16 protein-coding genes are annotated in these 17174 nt (G+C 28.8%); 8 read left to right on the top strand and 8 right to left on the bottom strand.

All coding sequences use genetic code 11. The features are described from left to right. Window positions 1-50 precede the first annotated feature (50 nt). Window positions 51-515, bottom strand: coding sequence for a PTS sugar transporter subunit IIA (locus BHAMNSH16_RS01155; RefSeq protein ID WP_008727384.1), 465 nt, complete (start codon window positions 513-515; stop codon window positions 51-53). A 227-nt stretch (window positions 516-742) separates the two neighbouring features. Between BHAMNSH16_RS01155 and nagE the strand changes: the two genes are divergently transcribed. Beyond that, window positions 743-2203, top strand: coding sequence for an N-acetylglucosamine-specific PTS transporter subunit IIBC (gene nagE / locus BHAMNSH16_RS01150; RefSeq protein WP_039953960.1), 1461 nt, complete (start codon window positions 743-745; stop codon window positions 2201-2203). 115 nt (window positions 2204-2318) lie between these two features. Then, window positions 2319-3320: a PTS sugar transporter subunit IIB gene (locus BHAMNSH16_RS01145; protein ID WP_241033632.1), complete on the top strand. Its 1002-nt coding sequence runs from the start codon at window positions 2319-2321 to the stop codon at window positions 3318-3320. 58 nt (window positions 3321-3378) lie between these two features. Here BHAMNSH16_RS01145 and BHAMNSH16_RS01140 read toward each other — a convergent pair whose 3' ends face one another. The 3 genes from BHAMNSH16_RS01140 to BHAMNSH16_RS01130 are packed head-to-tail and all read right to left on the bottom strand — an operon-like array spanning window position 3379 to window position 6282. Beyond that, window positions 3379-4380 carry a Gfo/Idh/MocA family protein gene (locus tag BHAMNSH16_RS01140; protein ID WP_008727389.1) on the bottom strand — a complete coding sequence of 334 codons (1002 nt, stop codon included), beginning with the start codon at window positions 4378-4380 and terminating at the stop codon, window positions 3379-3381. A gap of 23 nt (window positions 4381-4403) precedes the next feature. Next, window positions 4404-5393: a Gfo/Idh/MocA family protein gene (locus BHAMNSH16_RS01135; RefSeq protein ID WP_008727391.1), complete on the bottom strand. Its 990-nt coding sequence runs from the start codon at window positions 5391-5393 to the stop codon at window positions 4404-4406. Window positions 5394-5424: 31 nt separating this feature from the next. Beyond that, window positions 5425-6282 (bottom strand): sugar phosphate isomerase/epimerase family protein, encoded by an 858-nt coding sequence (locus tag BHAMNSH16_RS01130; RefSeq protein ID WP_008727393.1) that lies wholly within the window; start codon window positions 6280-6282, stop codon window positions 5425-5427. 200 nt (window positions 6283-6482) lie between these two features. Here BHAMNSH16_RS01130 and BHAMNSH16_RS01125 point away from each other — a divergent pair, with 200 nt between their 5' ends. From BHAMNSH16_RS01125 to BHAMNSH16_RS01105, 5 genes are all read left to right on the top strand, one after another. Next, window positions 6483-7733, top strand: coding sequence for an ABC transporter substrate-binding protein (locus BHAMNSH16_RS01125; protein WP_008727396.1), 1251 nt, complete (start codon window positions 6483-6485; stop codon window positions 7731-7733). Between the two features lie 88 nt (window positions 7734-7821). Next, the gene (locus BHAMNSH16_RS01120) at window positions 7822-8736 is read left to right on the top strand and encodes a carbohydrate ABC transporter permease (RefSeq protein ID WP_008727398.1); all 915 of its coding nucleotides are present in this window, start codon (window positions 7822-7824) and stop codon (window positions 8734-8736) included. Window positions 8737-8754: 18 nt separating this feature from the next. Next, window positions 8755-9591 (top strand): carbohydrate ABC transporter permease, encoded by an 837-nt coding sequence (locus tag BHAMNSH16_RS01115; RefSeq protein WP_008727399.1) that lies wholly within the window; start codon window positions 8755-8757, stop codon window positions 9589-9591. 20 nt (window positions 9592-9611) lie between these two features. Continuing rightward, the gene (locus tag BHAMNSH16_RS01110; RefSeq protein ID WP_069732165.1) at window positions 9612-11636 is read left to right on the top strand and encodes a DUF5107 domain-containing protein; all 2025 of its coding nucleotides are present in this window, start codon (window positions 9612-9614) and stop codon (window positions 11634-11636) included. Window positions 11637-11680: 44 nt separating this feature from the next. Next, entirely contained in the window at window positions 11681-12796 is a 1116-nt protein-coding gene (locus BHAMNSH16_RS01105; RefSeq protein ID WP_008726526.1) for an ABC transporter ATP-binding protein, read from the top strand. Between the two features lie 306 nt (window positions 12797-13102). On the opposite strand, the gene BHAMNSH16_RS01100 is transcribed toward BHAMNSH16_RS01105, so the two are convergent. The 4 genes from BHAMNSH16_RS01100 to BHAMNSH16_RS01085 all read right to left on the bottom strand — a co-directional run bounded on the left by BHAMNSH16_RS01100 (window position 13103) and on the right by BHAMNSH16_RS01085 (window position 16446). Continuing rightward, complete coding sequence (locus BHAMNSH16_RS01100; protein WP_008726527.1) at window positions 13103-14218, bottom strand: M24 family metallopeptidase; 1116 nt, start codon at window positions 14216-14218, stop codon at window positions 13103-13105. A 20-nt stretch (window positions 14219-14238) separates the two neighbouring features. Next, window positions 14239-14682, bottom strand: a complete 444-nt coding sequence (gene aroQ, locus BHAMNSH16_RS01095; protein WP_069732166.1) for a type II 3-dehydroquinate dehydratase — start codon at window positions 14680-14682, stop codon at window positions 14239-14241. 123 nt (window positions 14683-14805) lie between these two features. Then, window positions 14806-15693 carry a tRNA pseudouridine(55) synthase TruB gene (gene truB, locus BHAMNSH16_RS01090; protein WP_069732167.1) on the bottom strand — a complete coding sequence of 296 codons (888 nt, stop codon included), beginning with the start codon at window positions 15691-15693 and terminating at the stop codon, window positions 14806-14808. 9 nt (window positions 15694-15702) lie between these two features. Beyond that, complete coding sequence (locus BHAMNSH16_RS01085) at window positions 15703-16446, bottom strand: hypothetical protein (RefSeq protein ID WP_069732168.1); 744 nt, start codon at window positions 16444-16446, stop codon at window positions 15703-15705. Between the two features lie 88 nt (window positions 16447-16534). Here BHAMNSH16_RS01085 and BHAMNSH16_RS01080 point away from each other — a divergent pair, with 88 nt between their 5' ends. Continuing rightward, window positions 16535-17164, top strand: coding sequence for a hypothetical protein (locus BHAMNSH16_RS01080; protein WP_008731529.1), 630 nt, complete (start codon window positions 16535-16537; stop codon window positions 17162-17164). Window positions 17165-17174: the final 10 nt, after the last annotated feature.

Genomic DNA, 17174 nt, shown 5'->3' with positions numbered 1-17174 from the left:
AAAGAGGAGTTTTTTATTACTCCTCTAGTAATAACTTAAATATGATTTTTTTATTTAACAGCAATCATTATGACATCACCTTCTAAAACATTTCTAGGTTCTGTTTTAGTTAATGATTTTAATTCAGAGAAATTAGGTATTATAACAGGAGAAGTAATATCATATTCTTTTTCTACTTCTTCTTTGTCAAATTCTATAAGCAAAGTTCCGACTTTAACTTTATCTCCTTCTTTTACATGTGCTTTAAAATGTTTACCGCCTAATTTTACAGTATCCATTCCAATGTGTATAAGTATTTCTACTCCTTTTGAAGACAAACCTATAGCATGATTACTATCAACCATTGTTATAACTTCACCGTCAATAGGCGAGTATACTTTTCCTTCATCTGGTATGATAGCCATTCCGTCTCCAAGTGCTTTTGTAGAAAAAGCTTCATCTTTTACTTCTGTAACATCTACTAATTTACCTTTTATCGGACTTTTTATTTCGATTTTTTTAGAGAATAATCCCATATATAAATACCTCCGCTAAATAACTTTATTTTTATTTTATCACAAATGAGTATAAAGTAAATAACTTTATGCTAAAAAATATTGTAATGGTTATTTTTATCTTCATAGCATCAAAAACTTGTAAAAAGATAATGAATAAATTGTGTTATACTTGATAATATCATAAATAAGTATTATACTATGTAATATATGTAAAATAATTTTTTTTTAATTTTTATGGAGGATATATGTTTAATTATCTACAAAGAATAGGTAAGTCCCTAATGGTTCCGGTTGCTGTATTACCAGCTGCAGCTATTCTTTTGGGAATAGGTTATTGGATTGACCCAAATGGCTGGGGTGCTCAAAGCCCTGTTGCAGCATTTTTCATTAAAGCAGGCGGCTCTATTATAGACAATATGCCTATACTTTTTGCTATTGGTGTTGCGTTCGGTATGTCTAATGATAGAAATGGTGCTGCTGCTCTAGCTGGTTTGGTTGCTTTCCTCGTTGTTACAACTCTTTTAGCTCCTGCAACAGTAGCTATGATTCAAAGTAAAGATGTTGCTGATGTAGCTCCTGGTTTTGCTAAAATCAATAACCAATTTATAGGTATACTTTGCGGAGTTATTGCGGGTGCTTTATATAATAAATTCTGGAATGTAGAACTTCCTAAATTTTTAGCATTCTTCAGCGGAAGAAGATTTGTACCTATAGTAACTTCTGTAGTTATGATGGTTGTTTCTTTTATTTTAATGCTTATTTGGCCTGTTGTTTACGGAGCTTTAGTAGGATTTGGTGAAGCTATAATAGGTCTTGGTCCTATAGGAGCAGGTATTTATGGTTTCTTTAATAGATTATTAATCCCTGTTGGTTTGCACCATGCTCTTAACTCTGTATTCTGGTTTGATGTTGCCGGTATTAATGATATACCTAATTTCTTAGGCGGTCAGGCTTCTATAGATGCAGGAAAAGCTATTATAGGACAAACAGGTATGTATCAGGCAGGATTCTTCCCTATTATGATGTTCGGATTAGTAGGTGCTTGTTTGGCATTCATTAAAAATGCTAAGCCTGAAAACAGAGCTAATATCAGATCTATAATGTTAGCAGCTGCTTTTGCCAGCTTTTTTACAGGTGTTACAGAACCTATAGAATTCTCATTTATGTTTGTTGCTCCTGTTTTATATTTAGTACATGCTGCATTAACTTGTATATCATTGATTATTGCTGCTAGTATGAAATGGATGGCTGGTTTCGGATTCTCTGCTGGTTTTATAGATTTAGTTCTTTCTACTAGAAATCCGTTAGCTGTTAATTGGTATATGTTGGTAGTACAAGGTTTAGTATTCTTTGTATTATATTTTGTTATATTCGATTTTGCTATTAGAAAATTTGATTTGAAAACTCCTGGAAGAGAAGATGATGATTCTGATGCTGGTGTAAGTTTAGGTGTTTCTAATAAATCTTATGCTGATAAAGCTATTCTTTTGCTTCCTCTATTAGGCGGTGTTGAGAATATAGTTAATGTTGATAACTGTGCTACAAGATTGAGATTAGAAGTAAAAGATAATAGTATAATAAAAGATGCTGAAATTAAGAAATCTTTCCCTGGAGTATTAAAACCGGGAAAAACTTCTGTGCAGGTTATAGTAGGTACTGATGTTCAATTCTTGGCAGATGAGTTTAAAAAATTAGTTAATAAATAATTTAATTTATTGATTGATATGAGGCTTGCAGTATTTTATTATTGCAGGCCTTTTTTATTACTAGAAATAAAATAAATATTGTGTTAGTATTATATATTATAATTATAGAGGTTTAATGATGCATTCAAATAAAAAAGATATAAAGTTTATACTTCCTATGAATTTACTTGGCGGAAGAGAAAATATAGTAAAAGTAAATAATTGTGCTACTAGATTAAGACTTGAGGTTAAAGATGCTGATAAAGTAAATGCTGAAGATATAAAAAAATATTATCCTGCAGTGCAGAAAATAAGTAATACAGAAGTACATATTATAGTTGGTACAAATGCCAGCGAACTAGCTGAATCTTTAGAGAGAATATTAGCTTTTGATGATGATCCTTCTAATATGGCTATGACTCTTCTTCCTTTGATTGGAGGCAGAGAAAATATAGTGAAAGTAAATAATTGTGCTACTAGATTAAGACTTGAGGTTAAAGATGCTGATAAGGTTAATGCTGAGGAGATAAAAAAATATTATCCTGCAGTACAAAAGATAAGCGATAAAGAAGTGCATATAATAGTCGGAACTTCTGTAAGGGATCTTGCTGAGGATTTAGAAAAGTTGCTTACTTCTTATGAAACTAATAATCAAAATATGACTTATGCTAATGATGCATTAATGCTTATTCCTTTGCTTGGAGGAATAGATAATATATTAAAAGTTAATAATTGTGCTACTAGATTAAGGCTTACTTTAAAAGATGTTAATAAAGCAAATATTGAAGAGATAAAAAAATATTATCCTGCTGTGCAAAAGATAAGTGATACAGAATTGCATATAATAGTCGGAACTTCTGTAAGCGAGCTTGCTAAGGATTTAGAAAAACTATTAGAAAGCCAAAGTGTAAAAACAGCATTGCTTCTTCCATTAGTCGGCGGAATAGAAAATATAACTAAAGTAAGTAATTGTGCCACTAGATTAAGACTAGAAATAAAAGATATTAATAAAGTTGATATTGAAAGTATAAAGAAATATTTTCCGGCTGTTGAAAAGATAAATGATAATGAGATTCATATAGTTGTTGGCACTAATGCTAATGAACTTGCAAATGAATTTAAAAAATTTGTAATATAAATAAAAAATAAAATAGGGACTTTATTGTAAAGCCCCTATTTTTTATTAAAATCAGATATTATATTTTAACTACCTGACCTGTTTCTAATGATTTAATCAAAGCTAAAATAGCTTGTATAGATTTTTTTACTTCTTTAGGTTTTACAATTTCAGGCTGCTTGCCTTCTTTAACGCAATTTGCAAAATATTCTACTTCTATTTCATAAGGGTCTCTTGTGCTTGGTGGTTCCTGATGAGGCTGTTCTCCGTTTCTATATAAAATTAAAGAATTTCTTGCAGAAGCTATATCTTCTAAATTAAATCCTGCTGAGAATGAAAATTCAGCTGTAGCTTTTTCTCCTACTATTCTTAAATTCATAGAGAAAGGATAATTATCAGTAATACCGAAAGCCGCCTGAGCAGTTGCATTTACACCATTTTTGAATCTCAATGTACTGTCAACAAAATTCCAAGAATCTTTTCTAGCTTTTTTTCCTGTAGCATATACTTCTTTTACATCTCCAAATAAATAGCATAAGAAATCTATATCATGTACATGCAAGTCATATATACCGCCTCCGCTTTTTTTCGGATCTCCATACCATTCGCTTACAGGGTGCTGACCAAGTCTTACCGCAGTAGCTAATTTAATTTCTCCGAATATGCCTTGATCAACCCATTCTTTAATTTTAGCATATTCAGGCCAGAAATGCAGTACCTGTCCTATCATAAATATGCTGTTAGCTTTTTGAGCAGCGTCAAGCATATTGTCTATAGCTTCTAAAGTCAAAGCAAATGGCTTTTCACTTAATACATGCTTATTATATTTAGCTGCAAGTAAAACCATTTCTTCATGCTGATAAGTTGGTATGCATACATCTAGAAAATCTATTTCAGAATGTATTGCTTCCATCATACTTTGAGCAGTATCGAATCCTTTACAATTATAAGTTTTCATAAAGTCTTCTTTTGCTTTTTTATCTATATCAGCAATAGCAACAATTTCTACACCAATATTTTTATATCCTTTGGCATGAGTTGTACCCATAAAACCGCCGCCTACTATTGCCACTTTTACCATTTTTTACTCCTTAATAAAGATTATCAATATTTTATAACATTTCCAGTTTCTAAAGATTTTATTAGATTAATAGTCGTTTCTATAGATTTTCTAATAGAATCCAAATTAACAGTATCAGGATAAGTTTTATTTTTCACACAGTTAATAAAATATTCTAATTCTATTTCATAAGCATCTCTATTTCCGACATTTTCTACAATAGGTTCATGTCCATTTCTATAGAGTGTCAAACTGTTTGTACTTCCGCTGTCAAGATTAACGCCGGCAGAAAGATTGAATTCAGCAGTTCCTTTATCTCCTATTACTTTAAAATTAGCAGTGAATGGATAATTTTCAGTAATTCCGAAAGCTCCTTGCGAAACCGCACTCACACCGTTTTTGAATTTTATAGAACTGTTTATAAAATCCCAAGATTTATTTTCATCTTGAGATCCGTTGGCATATACTTCTTTTACATCTCCAAATAAATAGCATAAAAAATCTGTATCATGTATATGAAGCTCAAATATACCGCCTCCGCTTTTAGAAGGATCATAAAACCATTTACTTTTCGGATGCTGAGCTAATCTTTTGGCAGATACTAATTTTATATTTCCTAATGTTCCATTATCTATCCATTCTTTAATTTTTACATATTCAGGCCAAAACCTTATTACCTGTGCTGTCATTAAATATTTGTCAGAATTTTTAAATTTAGATATTATCTCATCAACTTTATTTAAATGAATAGATAGAGGTTTTTCGCATATAATATGTTTGTTATATTTATATGCAAGTTCAATCATTTCTTCATGTAAAAAAGTTGGTGCACATATATCTACTATTTCTATTTTATCAGATATTTCTTCAAGCATTTTTTCAGCAGATTCATAAGCTTTACAGTTAAATTTAGATGCAAAATTGTTTCTTACTTCTTCGCTTATATCAGCAATAGCCTCTATTTGTACATCTAGATTTTTATAACATTGAGCATGTATATTACTTATAAATCCTCCGCCAATTATAGCTACCATGAACTTCTCCTAATTTTTATAATTAAAACAATCAGCAAGGGAATTTCTTTCTTCCAAGAATAGCATCCATAGAAGCAGAAGTATTGTATATTATCTGATATGGGTAATATTTATAAGGCGGAATCATTTCAGCAGTACAGAAACTGTCATATCCAATTTCATTTAAAGCAGCAACAACATCAGGATAGTTAACATCTCCTGCAAGTAAATCAACAAATCCGTCTAAAGTGCCTACAGCTCTTCTATAATCTTTGAAATGTACTTTTTTAATTCTTTTTCCAAGAACTTTTATCCATTGTTCAGGATAACCCATATAAATTACATTACCTACATCAAAATATGAACCTACATAATCGCTTTTGAATTCATCTATAAAGTTTTTCATTTCCATAGCAGAAATTAAGAATTTATTCCAAACATTTTCTATCCCTATAGCAACTTTAAATTTTTCAGCAGTTTCTACAGTTTTAGAAATGCATTCTTTAGCTCTTTTATAAGCATCTTCATAATAAATAACTTCGCTGTCCGGTATGAAATCAACTCCTACATAACCGGGTACCAAAAGAATAGTATCAGCACCAAGTATAGAAGCTACTTCTATTTGTCTTTTTATATTATTAACGCCATTTTCTCTAATTTTTTCATTTTCAGATGTAAGAGGATTGCCCCAAGCTAAATCAGAAGCAAAACTATGAATTTGAAGTCCCATATCATTAGCCATTTTTTTTACTTCTAATATATCTTTTTCTGAACTCTTTAATCCTAAAGGTCCATCTTCTGTAAGACTTAATTCGATTCCTTCAAAACCTGCATCTTTTGCAATTGTGAACATATCTTTATAAGGAGTTCCTCCAGGAAAAGCCCAAACATTTATACCTTTTTTTAACATATAAATCCTCCGTAATTAATATTTATATATAAAATAGTTTAAACTTTATTGTATTATTGTCAATGCTAAATGTGAAATATAATTATAAAAAATTAGTTAATATAAAAATAAGAATACAAAAACTTGACAATGGGTAAATATTAACTATACTACTAAATTATATAACATTTTATGTTTTTAATATATTTAAGGAGACTAAAATGAAGAAGTTATTTTTATTAGGGGCTAGTGTATTTTTATTGTTTATATTATTTGCCTGCGGTAAAGCAGATGATCCAAATAAGAAAAAAATAGTATACTGGTCAATGTGGAATGAGGTAGAACCGCAAGGACAAGTTATCAAAGCGGCTATAGAAGATTTTATGAAAAAACATCCGGATATTACTGTTGAAGTTAACTGGAACGGTAGAGAAATTAGAAAAACTTTACAGCCGGCATTGGATAATAATCAAACAATAGATATATGGGATGAAGATTTAGAAAGAACTATAAGAACTTGGGGTAAATATGCATTGCCTTTAGATGATTATATTGCTAAAAGTTATGAAGGTACTGACGGAAAAGCATATCAAGATGTTGTAATAAAATCACTTTTAGATTTAGGAAAAACTTTTTCAGATGACGGCAAACTTTATGCTGTACCATATCAGCCATTTACTTTTTTAATTATGTATAATAAAGACCATTTTGCTAAAGCAGGTATTACAAAAGTTCCTGAAACTTGGGCAGAGTTTAAAGATGCTTGTGCTAAATTAAAAGCAGCAGAATTTATACCTATAACTGTAGATGATGCTTATGTTGATGTAATAATTGGTTATCAAATTGCAAGATATAAAGGATCTGATTGGGTAAAAAAATTAGTACAAGAGGGATTATGGGATGATCCGGCAGTTTTACAAGCTGCTAAAGATTGGGAAGAAATGTATAAATTAGGTTATATATCTCCTAATGTTGCTGGTAATAAATATCCTCAAGGTCAGCAGGAAATAGCAAACGGCGAAGTATCTATGTACTTGAATGGTACTTGGTTAGTAAATGAAATTATGCCTACAACAGGTCCTGATTTCCCTTGGGGACAATTCGCTTATCCTACAGTTCCTAATGGAGTATCCGGTCTTTATGATTTGAATTACGGCGGACAATCTTTTCAAGTTAATAAGAATACTCAATATCCTGAAGAAGTATTCCAATTAATAGTTCATCTTACTACAGGGGAATGGGATAAACAATTAGCAGAGAAAACTTACGGTGTTCCTATGGCTAATACTACAGATTGGCCTAAACAATTAACAGATGCTAAAGAAGTATTCTCTAAATTAGGTTCTTGCTATCCTTGGGCCGGCGGTATAGAATTTAATCCTGATAAAACTCCGATTATAACAGCAGCATTTACAGGCGTTCTTACAGGTAAAAATACTGCTGAACAATTTATAGCAGAGGTAAAAAAATAATATTTCAATTTGTATATATATATGATGTGCTTCTAAATATTTTCTGTTTAGAGGTACATCATAATTTTAAGGTTTTTAGGAGTGTAGTATGCTAAAAAAAACTAGATTACCAATGATAATACTGTTTTTAGCTCCAGCAGTTTTACTTTATCTGTTAATCTTTTTTTATCCTATTATAAAAACTGTTATAATGAGTTTTTTTAAGATGGATTCTATATCTGCAAAAATTGCAGAATGGGAGTTTGTTGGTTTAGGAAATTACGGCAACCTTTTGAATAGTCAAGTATTTATGCAATCTTTAAAAAATGTATTTTTTATATGGCTTATAGGAGGTATTATTATATTTTTCTTTGCCATTCTTTTTGCTGTAATTCTTACTTCAGGAGTAAAATTTAAATCATTTTATAGGTCTATTATATATTTGCCTAATGTTGTGTCTGCTGTTGCTATGGCTACTATGTGGATACACTATGTTTATAATTCAAGATACGGACTTTTAAGAAATATATTCAGCTTTTTACATATAGAAAAATTGGCTGAATTTCAATGGACTTCCCCAGAGAATGTTTTTATGGCTTTGGTTATAGCTTATTCTTTTGGTATGGTTGGCTACTTTATGCTTATATTTATGGCTGGTATAGAAAGAATTCCTTCAGACTTTTATGAGGCTGCTACTATAGACGGAGCAAATGCATTTCAGCAATTTTTCCAAATAACTTTGCCTCTTCTTTCTGATGTTATCAGAACTAATGTTGTTTTATGGACTATTAATGCAGTTGGTTTCTTTGTATGGTCTCAATTATTCTCGCCTTTAATTCCTGAGCCTGGTACTGTTACTCCTATGGTTTATATGTATCAAGAGGTGTTTGGGGCAAATAATAATGTAATTATAGATAGAAATGTAGGAAATGGTGCTGCTGTAGGAGTTGTACTTACTTTAATTATTGTTATATCTTTTGCTGTTACTAATATAGTATTTAAAGATAAGAAATTAGAGTTTTAATTTTGAAGGATTTATTTTATGAAAGATAAACATAAACAAATTAGATTGCTGCCCGGATATTTATTAGTATCTATTTGGTGTGCTTTTACATTTTTGGTTATAGGATGGATAATATTAGCTTCTTTTTCTACTACTCCTAATATATTCCAAAATACTTTATTTAAAGACGGACTTCACCCGGAAAATTATGTTAAAGCCTTAGTTACTCATAATGTAGCCAAATATTTTTTGAATTCTCTTATCTATACTATAATTTCATGTGTTGGTATAATAATTGTGTCGGCACCTGCTGCTTATATATTAGCTAGATTTCCATTCAAATTTAATGGTGCTATACAAAAGATATTTGTAATGGCTTTAGGAATACCTGCTATTATGATTATTATGCCTCTTTTTGGTATAGTTACATCTCTTAAAATGACTAACTCAAGATTGGTATTAATATTTCTATATATAGGAATTAATATACCATTTACAGTATTCTTTCTTATAACATTTTTTAAGAGTTTGTCCTTTACATTTGAGGAGGCTGCCGCTATAGACGGATGCAGTCCTATGAAAACTTTTTGGATAATAATGCTTCCTTTAGCTCAGCCTGGAATAATAACAGTTACAATATTTAATTTCATTACTGTTTGGAATGAATATTTTATGGCATTAATATTTGCTAATAGCAGTAATATGAGACCTCTTGCTGTTGGTTTATTCTCTATGATTCAGTCTATGAGATATACAGGGGATTGGGCTGGTATGTTTGCTGCTGTTGTTATAGTATTTTTGCCTACATTTATATTGTATATAATACTTTCTGAAAAAATTATCGCTAATGTTACAGGTGGAGCAATAAAAGGTTAATATATATAAAGGATATTTTAATGCAAATATATGCTTCTGATTTGGATATTGAAGGCAGTTTATTAAAAGGGGAAAATCCGCTTCCCATATTCAGAGATAGACAAAAAGATAAGCATATTATTAGTGATGGAACTTTAACCGAAGAGAGTATTGAAAATATTGGTTATGAAATAGGGCTTAGATTGCTTCCTTATAAATTTCAGGATAGATATGATAGAAATAAAACTAATATAAAATTAAATACTGTTGTAATAGAAAATGATAAAATTAAAGCTGTATTCTTATGCGGATACGGGGCAAGACTATATTCTATGGAAGATAAAGAAACAGGAAAAGATATTCTATTTAAAAATCCTGTTTTCCAAACTGCCAATCTAGCCACTAGGAATGCATGGTTTTCTGGAGGAATAGAATGGAATGTTTCTCAATTTGGGCATTCTTTACAAACTTGCGAGCCTTTATTTTTTGCTATAGTTAAAGATAAAGATGATAAAGAATTTCTTAGAGTTTATGAATTTGAAAGAACTAAAAGAATATATTATCAAATGGATTTCAGACTAATTGATGGGGATAAAAATTTATATCTTTATGTAAAGATAATTAATGATGATAATTATAAAAAACCTATGTATTGGTGGACTAATATAGCGGTTAGAGAAGAAAAAAATATCCGAGTATTTTCTGCAACAGATGATATAGTTTATATTTATCCTGATAGTGTAGGTTCTACAGAAAACTCTATTAAAAAATTTGGGGCTTCTAAACTTCCTAAAACTCCTTTTGTTAAAGACGGAAGTTATCCTTTAAACTTTGAATATTCAAGTGAGTATTTTTTTCAAACTAGTAAAAAAACTATAAGTCCTTGGGAGGCTGCTGTTTATAATGATGGATTTCTATTCTTTGAAAGATCTACTAATAAATTGAGATATAGAAAAATGTTCTGTTGGGGTAATCTTAGGGGCGGAAGAAAATGGGAGAGCTTTTTATCAAGAGGAAATGAAGGAGAATATATTGAGCTTCAGGCGGGTATAATGCCTACTCAGGTTAATGGTTTTGATATGGATGCCAACAGTATAATAGAATTTGTTCAGGCATTTAGTTTTGATTATTTAAAAGATGATTATGATATCATATTTGCTGAAGATTATGCTAAAGCCAGAGAAAAAGTTGAATCTATAGTTAATAGAAATATGGATGAAAATCATTTGAATAATCTTATTAAAAAATATTCAGAAGAATCTGATTTGCCAATAAGTAATATATTATCTTACGGAAAAGGTTGGGGAGCATTAGAGGATATAAGGAGAGAAAAGTATAATTTAAATAAATCCCCTAAATCTTTAAAATTCCCTAAAGATTCATTAAAAGAAGATTGTATGATGTGGATTAATCTTTTGGAAAATGGATATTTAGATGAATTAGATAGTGAAGATACTCCTATTTCATATATGTTGGATTTTAAAGATTTATTAGAATCCTGTGAGAATAAGAATGCTGCTGTACTTGTTCATTTAGGTATTATTTATTATGAAAACTTTATGGAAGATAAGGCTTTGGAATTATGGTTAAAGTCTATAGATATAAAACCTACTGCTATAGCATATAGAAACATATCTACATATTATAAAGATAAAAAAGATTATGAGAAAGCATTGTATTATATGGAAAAATCTATTGATGTATTTGGAAATAAAGAAGCAGATGAGGCTTTTATAGTTGAATATTTTTATTTATTAGATTTATTAAAAAAATATAACAAAATAATTCAATTATACGAAAAATATGGATATTGTGAGAAAACTGCTGTATATGCTGCTCGTTCTTATCTGGCTTTAAAAGAGTATGAAAAGCTTAAAAAGATATTTAATATGGAGCAGATAACAATAAGAGAAGGTGAAAATTATATATTAGATGTTTATTTTGAATATATTGCAAAATTAAAATCTGAAAGAGAGGGTATTGAATTTAATAATGAGCTTATAAAAAAATTAAGAAAGGAGGTTGAAGCACCCGAAAATTTAGATTTTAGAATGGTAAAAATTTAAAATAATTCTATAATATTAATAACAAATAAAAAAGGAAGGGAATTATGTCTAGTATTAAATTTGAACACATAAGAAAAGTATATGATAATAATGTAGAAGTTGTTAAAGATTTCAGTTTGGATATAGCTGATAAAGAATTTGTAATTCTTGTTGGACCATCTGGATGCGGAAAGTCTACAACTCTTCGTATGATAGCAGGTCTTGAAGAGATAACAGACGGTAAACTCTATATTGGTGATAGATTAGTTAATGATGTAGCACCAAAAGACAGGGATATAGCTATGGTATTTCAGAATTATGCTTTATATCCTCATATGTCAGTATTTAAAAATATGGCTTTTGGTCTAGAACTTAGAAAAACACCTAAAGATGAAATTAAAAAAAGAGTTGAATGGGCTGCAAAAGTTCTTGATATAGCACATTTACTTGACAGAAAACCTAAAGCATTATCAGGCGGTCAGCGTCAAAGAGTTGCTTTAGGAAGAGCTATGGTAAGAAATCCGTCTGTATTTTTATTAGATGAACCTTTATCAAACCTTGATGCTAAATTAAGAGTTCAGATGCGTACTGAATTGATTAAACTTCATAAACAGCTTCAAACAACTTTTGTATATGTTACACATGACCAAGTAGAAGCTATGACTATGGGTACTAGAATTGTTGTTATGAAAGACGGAGATATTATGCAAGTTGACGATGCTAAAACTCTTTATAACAGCCCTAAAAATTTATTTGTTGCGGGATTCATTGGAGCACCTCAAATGAATTTTATAAATGCAAAACTTTCTAAAAAAAATGGAAAATGGTATGCTGGTTTTGACAGATATGAAATTGAATTAGATAATGAAAGAATTTCTAAAATAGATGATTCTTATAATGAAAAAGATGTTATCTTGGGAATAAGACCTGAAAATATTACTCTATATAAAGATAAATCAGAAACTGATTCAAATAATATAATAGAAGCTATTATTGATGTTATTGAGATGATAGGTTCTGAAAGTTATTTGTATATGAATTTCGGAGATTTGCAAGTTACAATAAGGATCAATACAAGTGATGATTATGAAAGAGATCAGCGTGCATTTATGCATTTTGATTTAAATAAACTTCATATATTTGATAAAGATACACAAAAAAATATTTTAATAGAACAGTAACAAAATAAATAAATAATATAAAAATAAGTTCTTGTTATTACAGCAGGAACTTATTTTTTATTTATTTTAATAGACTTTTTCAAAAGTACTTGACAGGATTATGTGTTAAATGGTTGTAATTTATTAACTATAGCAATGAAATTATTTATAAAAGTTATAGACTAGATTTTTGATATTAGATTTAATATGTAATTATAATATTCAAATGACTTTTGAAACAAGTATAATATTTATTTTAATTAAAAAAAATTTAATAAAAAATGCATGTAGAAAACTACATGCATTTTATTTATTGAAATCTAATTTTTATAAAACTATTAAATCTGTAGGAGTATCATTTATAGAAACGCCTCCGTTTTTAGTTACTATTGCCATGTTTTCTATTCTTACTCCGCCTAAATTTGGCACATATATGCCCGGCTCAACTGTAACCACGCATCCGCCTTCTAAAATATGATCAACAAGAGGCGAAAGTCTAGGAGATTCATGTATTTCAAGTCCTACACTATGTCCTAATCCATGTCCGAAATACTGACTGTATCCATTATTTTTTATTATTTCTCTTGCCGCATTATCAACTTCTTTTCCTGATACTCCGGAATGTATAGCTTCTATTCCTTTATGATGTGCTTCTCTTACTATATTATATATTTTACTCATCTCTTCAAAGTTATTTCCTTTGCCGAAGAAGAAAGTTCTTGTTATATCGCTTTTATATCCGTCCCTTGATAATCCGAAGTCCATAAGTATATTGTCGCCTAATTTTAATCTTCTTTCAGAAGGTACTCCATGAGGAAGAGAAGTCCTTTCGCCAAAAAGAAGTATAGTATCAAATGCAGTTTTATCTCCGCCTTCTTTACGCATTTGATATTCTAATTCTGCTGCTAATTCCTGTTCTGTTACTCCCTCTTTTACAAATGCTAGCATTTTAGTCATTGCTTTTTCTGCTCTGTTAAGATTATCTTTTATTATTTTTATTTCTTCTTTTTCTTTTACATTTCTTATGGAGTCTATATCAGCCTTACTTATAGCTATTTTTATCGAATTGTTAACCATAGAAGCAACTATACTTTCATAATCAGAAAGATAAAGTCCGTTTTTAGCGACATGTATTTCTTTAATGTTATTTTCTTTACAGAATTCAGCTACAGCATCTTGATAAGTTACTGCTACAAGTATAACAGTAGTTTTATGTGTAACTTTGGAAGCATGCTCAGAATATCTTGAGTCTACAAATAGATATTTTTTGCCATTGCTTATGAGAAGCCATCCGGCACTTCCTTTAAAACCTGTAAGATAGAATATATTTTCATTTTTGGTGATAAGAATATTTTCATTTGTTAATTTTAATAATCTTTCTAATCTTGCATCATAATTAAATTTTTTATTTTCTCCGCTTTCAGTTAAAGTTAATTTACACATATTCAAACTCCATGATATATTTAATTATTATTTCTTTTTTCTATTGATAATAAATGAGCTAGGGCTAGTATATAACTATTATCACCAAAACCTGTAATTACTCCCAATGCTATATCTGATAAATAGCTTTTACTTCTAAAATCTTCTCTTGCATATACATTACTCATACGAACTTCTATAAATGGTATATTAGTCGCTAAAAAAGCATCTCTTATAGCTATAGATGTATGGGCATAAGCACCTGCATTTATTATTATGTATTCTATATTTTCATCATAGGCTCTATGTATTCTGTCTATAATAGCTCCTTCATGATTTGACTGAAAGAACGATACTTTTGCATTGCCTGATGCTGCTTCTTTAATCTTATTTTCAATATCTCCTAATGTAATATTTCCAAAAATTTTAGTCTGAGCTGCACCGAACATATTTGTATTAGGACCGTTTATAACTAATATATTCATAGTATATAATAGCAACCTTTATTATAGAATTTTATTAAATAATATAATATACCTATTACAAAAAAAATCAAATATTGATTTTATATTATGTTAATTTGTTTTAAATTATTGGAATATATAAATTTATTCAATATTTATAAAAGCATATTTATTATTTTTATCATTGTTATTTTTTTCTATTATTGCAAGAAGCTTATTTTTATTATCTGTTAATGCCATGTATTTATTGTTTATTTTTATATTTTCTATTGTTTTTGTATTGCCGCATAATATTTGTTTTATATCTGATGTATTTTCTATTATTGTTTTATCGAAATTTTTAAACATATCAAAGAATGATAATATTTTATTTTTACTTATATCTTCAATATCACAAGACATATTAATATTATAATTTCCTATTGAAACTCTTTTTAATTCTTTTGTATATGCAAAGTTTCCTGTTATTTCTCCTATATCTCTTATTATGGATCTTATATAAGTTCCTTTGCTTACAGAAGTTTTTATTTTGAAATATGGATAATCGTATTCTAATAATTCTATTTTTTCTATAAAAACATTTATATCTTTTAATTCAAAACTTTTATTATCCCTAGCTAAATCATAAGCTCTTTTACCATTTATTTTTTTGGCACTATATATGGGAGGTTTTTGTGTTATATTTCCTTTGAAATTTGTTTTTATAATATTTTCTAATTCTTCAAAACTCAATTTATTAATATTGTTTGATATTTTAATTGTATTTCCTTCTATATCATCAGTATCTCTGCTTTCTCCGAATACTCCTGATGCTATATATTCTTTATTTAAATCATCGAATAAGAAAAATAATTTAGTATATCTTCCAAATGCTAGTATTAATACTCCGTCAGCAAAAGGATCCAATGTACCTGCATGTCCTACTCTTTTTTCTAATATATTTTCTTTTTGCTTTAATATTATTTTTGTTTTTTTTATTGCATCAAAAGAGGTTATGCCTTTTGGTTTATTTAAAATACAAAATCCTTTCACTATACTTAATTATCCTCTTATTATCTGAAGCGAGTTAAAATATATATTTAAAATGTTTTCTGATATATTAGAAAGATTACTGTATTTTTTTGAAAACAAATCATTTCCTATTGATTTAACTAAATCATCTATAGTTTCTATATTATGCTTTAAAGTACCAAGCTGCTGCTGAGATAGATGAAGCAGGTGAATATTACTTCTGTCAAATTCCGATATAGTAGTTTTTACAGCGGCATCAAGAAGATAATATACCACTATCAATTTTTCTTCTTCTTCTGGTGTAAGCGTAGTATTGGAACCTGCATATATTTTTGAAAGTTCTCCCACTCTGTATGCTATTTTATATATAGAGTTTAAATTATCAAAAAACCAATTAACATTATTTCTTTTTCTTAAATCTGAAAGTACATATTTAATATCATGCAGTATAGAATATCCGGCACTTTCATCTTCTCCGCTTGATATATAATAATGAGATCTTATAAGTATATCCTGCAAAGAATCAAAATCAGCCTTCCATTGCGGATCCTCTGTATTTGAATTATAATACTTTTTTTTAAAATCATTCCATATAACTATAAATTTTTCTATTGCTTCTTTTCTATTTGGATTATTAACATCTCTGATTATTAATAATGTATCCATATATGATTTATCCAAAGAAGCCATATCTTCTAAAAAATTATCCTCTTTTTTCTGACATGATGAAAGTATAATAACACTTAATAACAATATAAATATCTTTATATTCAATATGAAATCTCCATATATTTATTTTACAATTACTAATATAATAAAGTTAAAATAATTAATATTACAAAAGGATAATTTATTATAAATTATGGAAAAAAACAAGCTGTATTTTATCATTATTTTCTTATTATTTTATTTAATGGCATGTTCAGGAAATAATATTGAAAAAGGTAATTTCTATTCAAAAGTTCACACAGATGTAAGTTTTGAAGCTAGCAAATCCAAAGCAATAGATTCTATATACTATTATATAGCTAAGGAAACTTCATCAATAATAAATAGGACTGATTTTAATATAGTAGCCGTATCTTTAAAGGATAATAATTTAATAGATTTTGATAATAAGGATATAGCTAATATAAGAGAATATAAAAAAGATGATAATTTTTATGTAGAAATAAGTGTTAAAGACAGCAGCGTATATAATAAAACTTTGGAAATATTAAATAAATTAAAAAAAGAGGGTAGTGTGGAAGATAAATTTTTCAGAGCCAATGCTTCTATACAAATGCCGGAAACTGCAAATCTTAATGCTTATACAAGACAAATGCTCACCCAAAATGCTTTAAAAAGAGCTTATGAATCATTATTTAATGTACTTAGAAGTAATGAGATAGATGTTAATATAGCTGTAAAGTTGACAAATGATGCTTATATATTGGAAGAAAGCTACAGTTCTAATGAGTATAATGTTGTAGTTGAAACTATTTTAGAATAGAGATTTACTT

Source organism: Brachyspira hampsonii (assembly GCF_002214805.1).
In the GTDB taxonomy this organism is placed as follows: Bacteria; Spirochaetota; Brachyspiria; order Brachyspirales; family Brachyspiraceae; genus Brachyspira; species Brachyspira hampsonii.
The sequence above is the reverse complement of the archived record's forward strand: the minus strand, read 5'-3'. Positions and strand labels throughout refer to the sequence as shown.

Coding starts and splice junctions, on each gene's coding strand:
- aroQ (WP_069732166.1), bottom strand. CDS start 14,682: ATGAATATATTAGTTATAAACGGTCCTAATACAAATATGTTCGGTGCA.
- BHAMNSH16_RS01155 (WP_008727384.1), bottom strand. CDS start 515: ATGGGATTATTCTCTAAAAAAATCGAAATAAAAAGTCCGATAAAAGGT.
- BHAMNSH16_RS01105 (WP_008726526.1), top strand. CDS start 11,681: ATGTCTAGTATTAAATTTGAACACATAAGAAAAGTATATGATAATAAT.
- BHAMNSH16_RS01110 (WP_069732165.1), top strand. CDS start 9,612: ATGCAAATATATGCTTCTGATTTGGATATTGAAGGCAGTTTATTAAAA.
- BHAMNSH16_RS01120 (WP_008727398.1), top strand. CDS start 7,822: ATGCTAAAAAAAACTAGATTACCAATGATAATACTGTTTTTAGCTCCA.
- nagE (WP_039953960.1), top strand. CDS start 743: ATGTTTAATTATCTACAAAGAATAGGTAAGTCCCTAATGGTTCCGGTT.
- BHAMNSH16_RS01080 (WP_008731529.1), top strand. CDS start 16,535: ATGGAAAAAAACAAGCTGTATTTTATCATTATTTTCTTATTATTTTAT.
- BHAMNSH16_RS01100 (WP_008726527.1), bottom strand. CDS start 14,218: ATGTGTAAATTAACTTTAACTGAAAGCGGAGAAAATAAAAAATTTAAT.
- BHAMNSH16_RS01145 (WP_241033632.1), top strand. CDS start 2,319: ATGATGCATTCAAATAAAAAAGATATAAAGTTTATACTTCCTATGAAT.
- BHAMNSH16_RS01115 (WP_008727399.1), top strand. CDS start 8,755: ATGAAAGATAAACATAAACAAATTAGATTGCTGCCCGGATATTTATTA.
- BHAMNSH16_RS01130 (WP_008727393.1), bottom strand. CDS start 6,282: ATGTTAAAAAAAGGTATAAATGTTTGGGCTTTTCCTGGAGGAACTCCT.
- BHAMNSH16_RS01140 (WP_008727389.1), bottom strand. CDS start 4,380: ATGGTAAAAGTGGCAATAGTAGGCGGCGGTTTTATGGGTACAACTCAT.
- BHAMNSH16_RS01125 (WP_008727396.1), top strand. CDS start 6,483: ATGAAGAAGTTATTTTTATTAGGGGCTAGTGTATTTTTATTGTTTATA.
- BHAMNSH16_RS01135 (WP_008727391.1), bottom strand. CDS start 5,393: ATGGTAGCTATAATTGGCGGAGGATTTATAAGTAATATACATGCTCAA.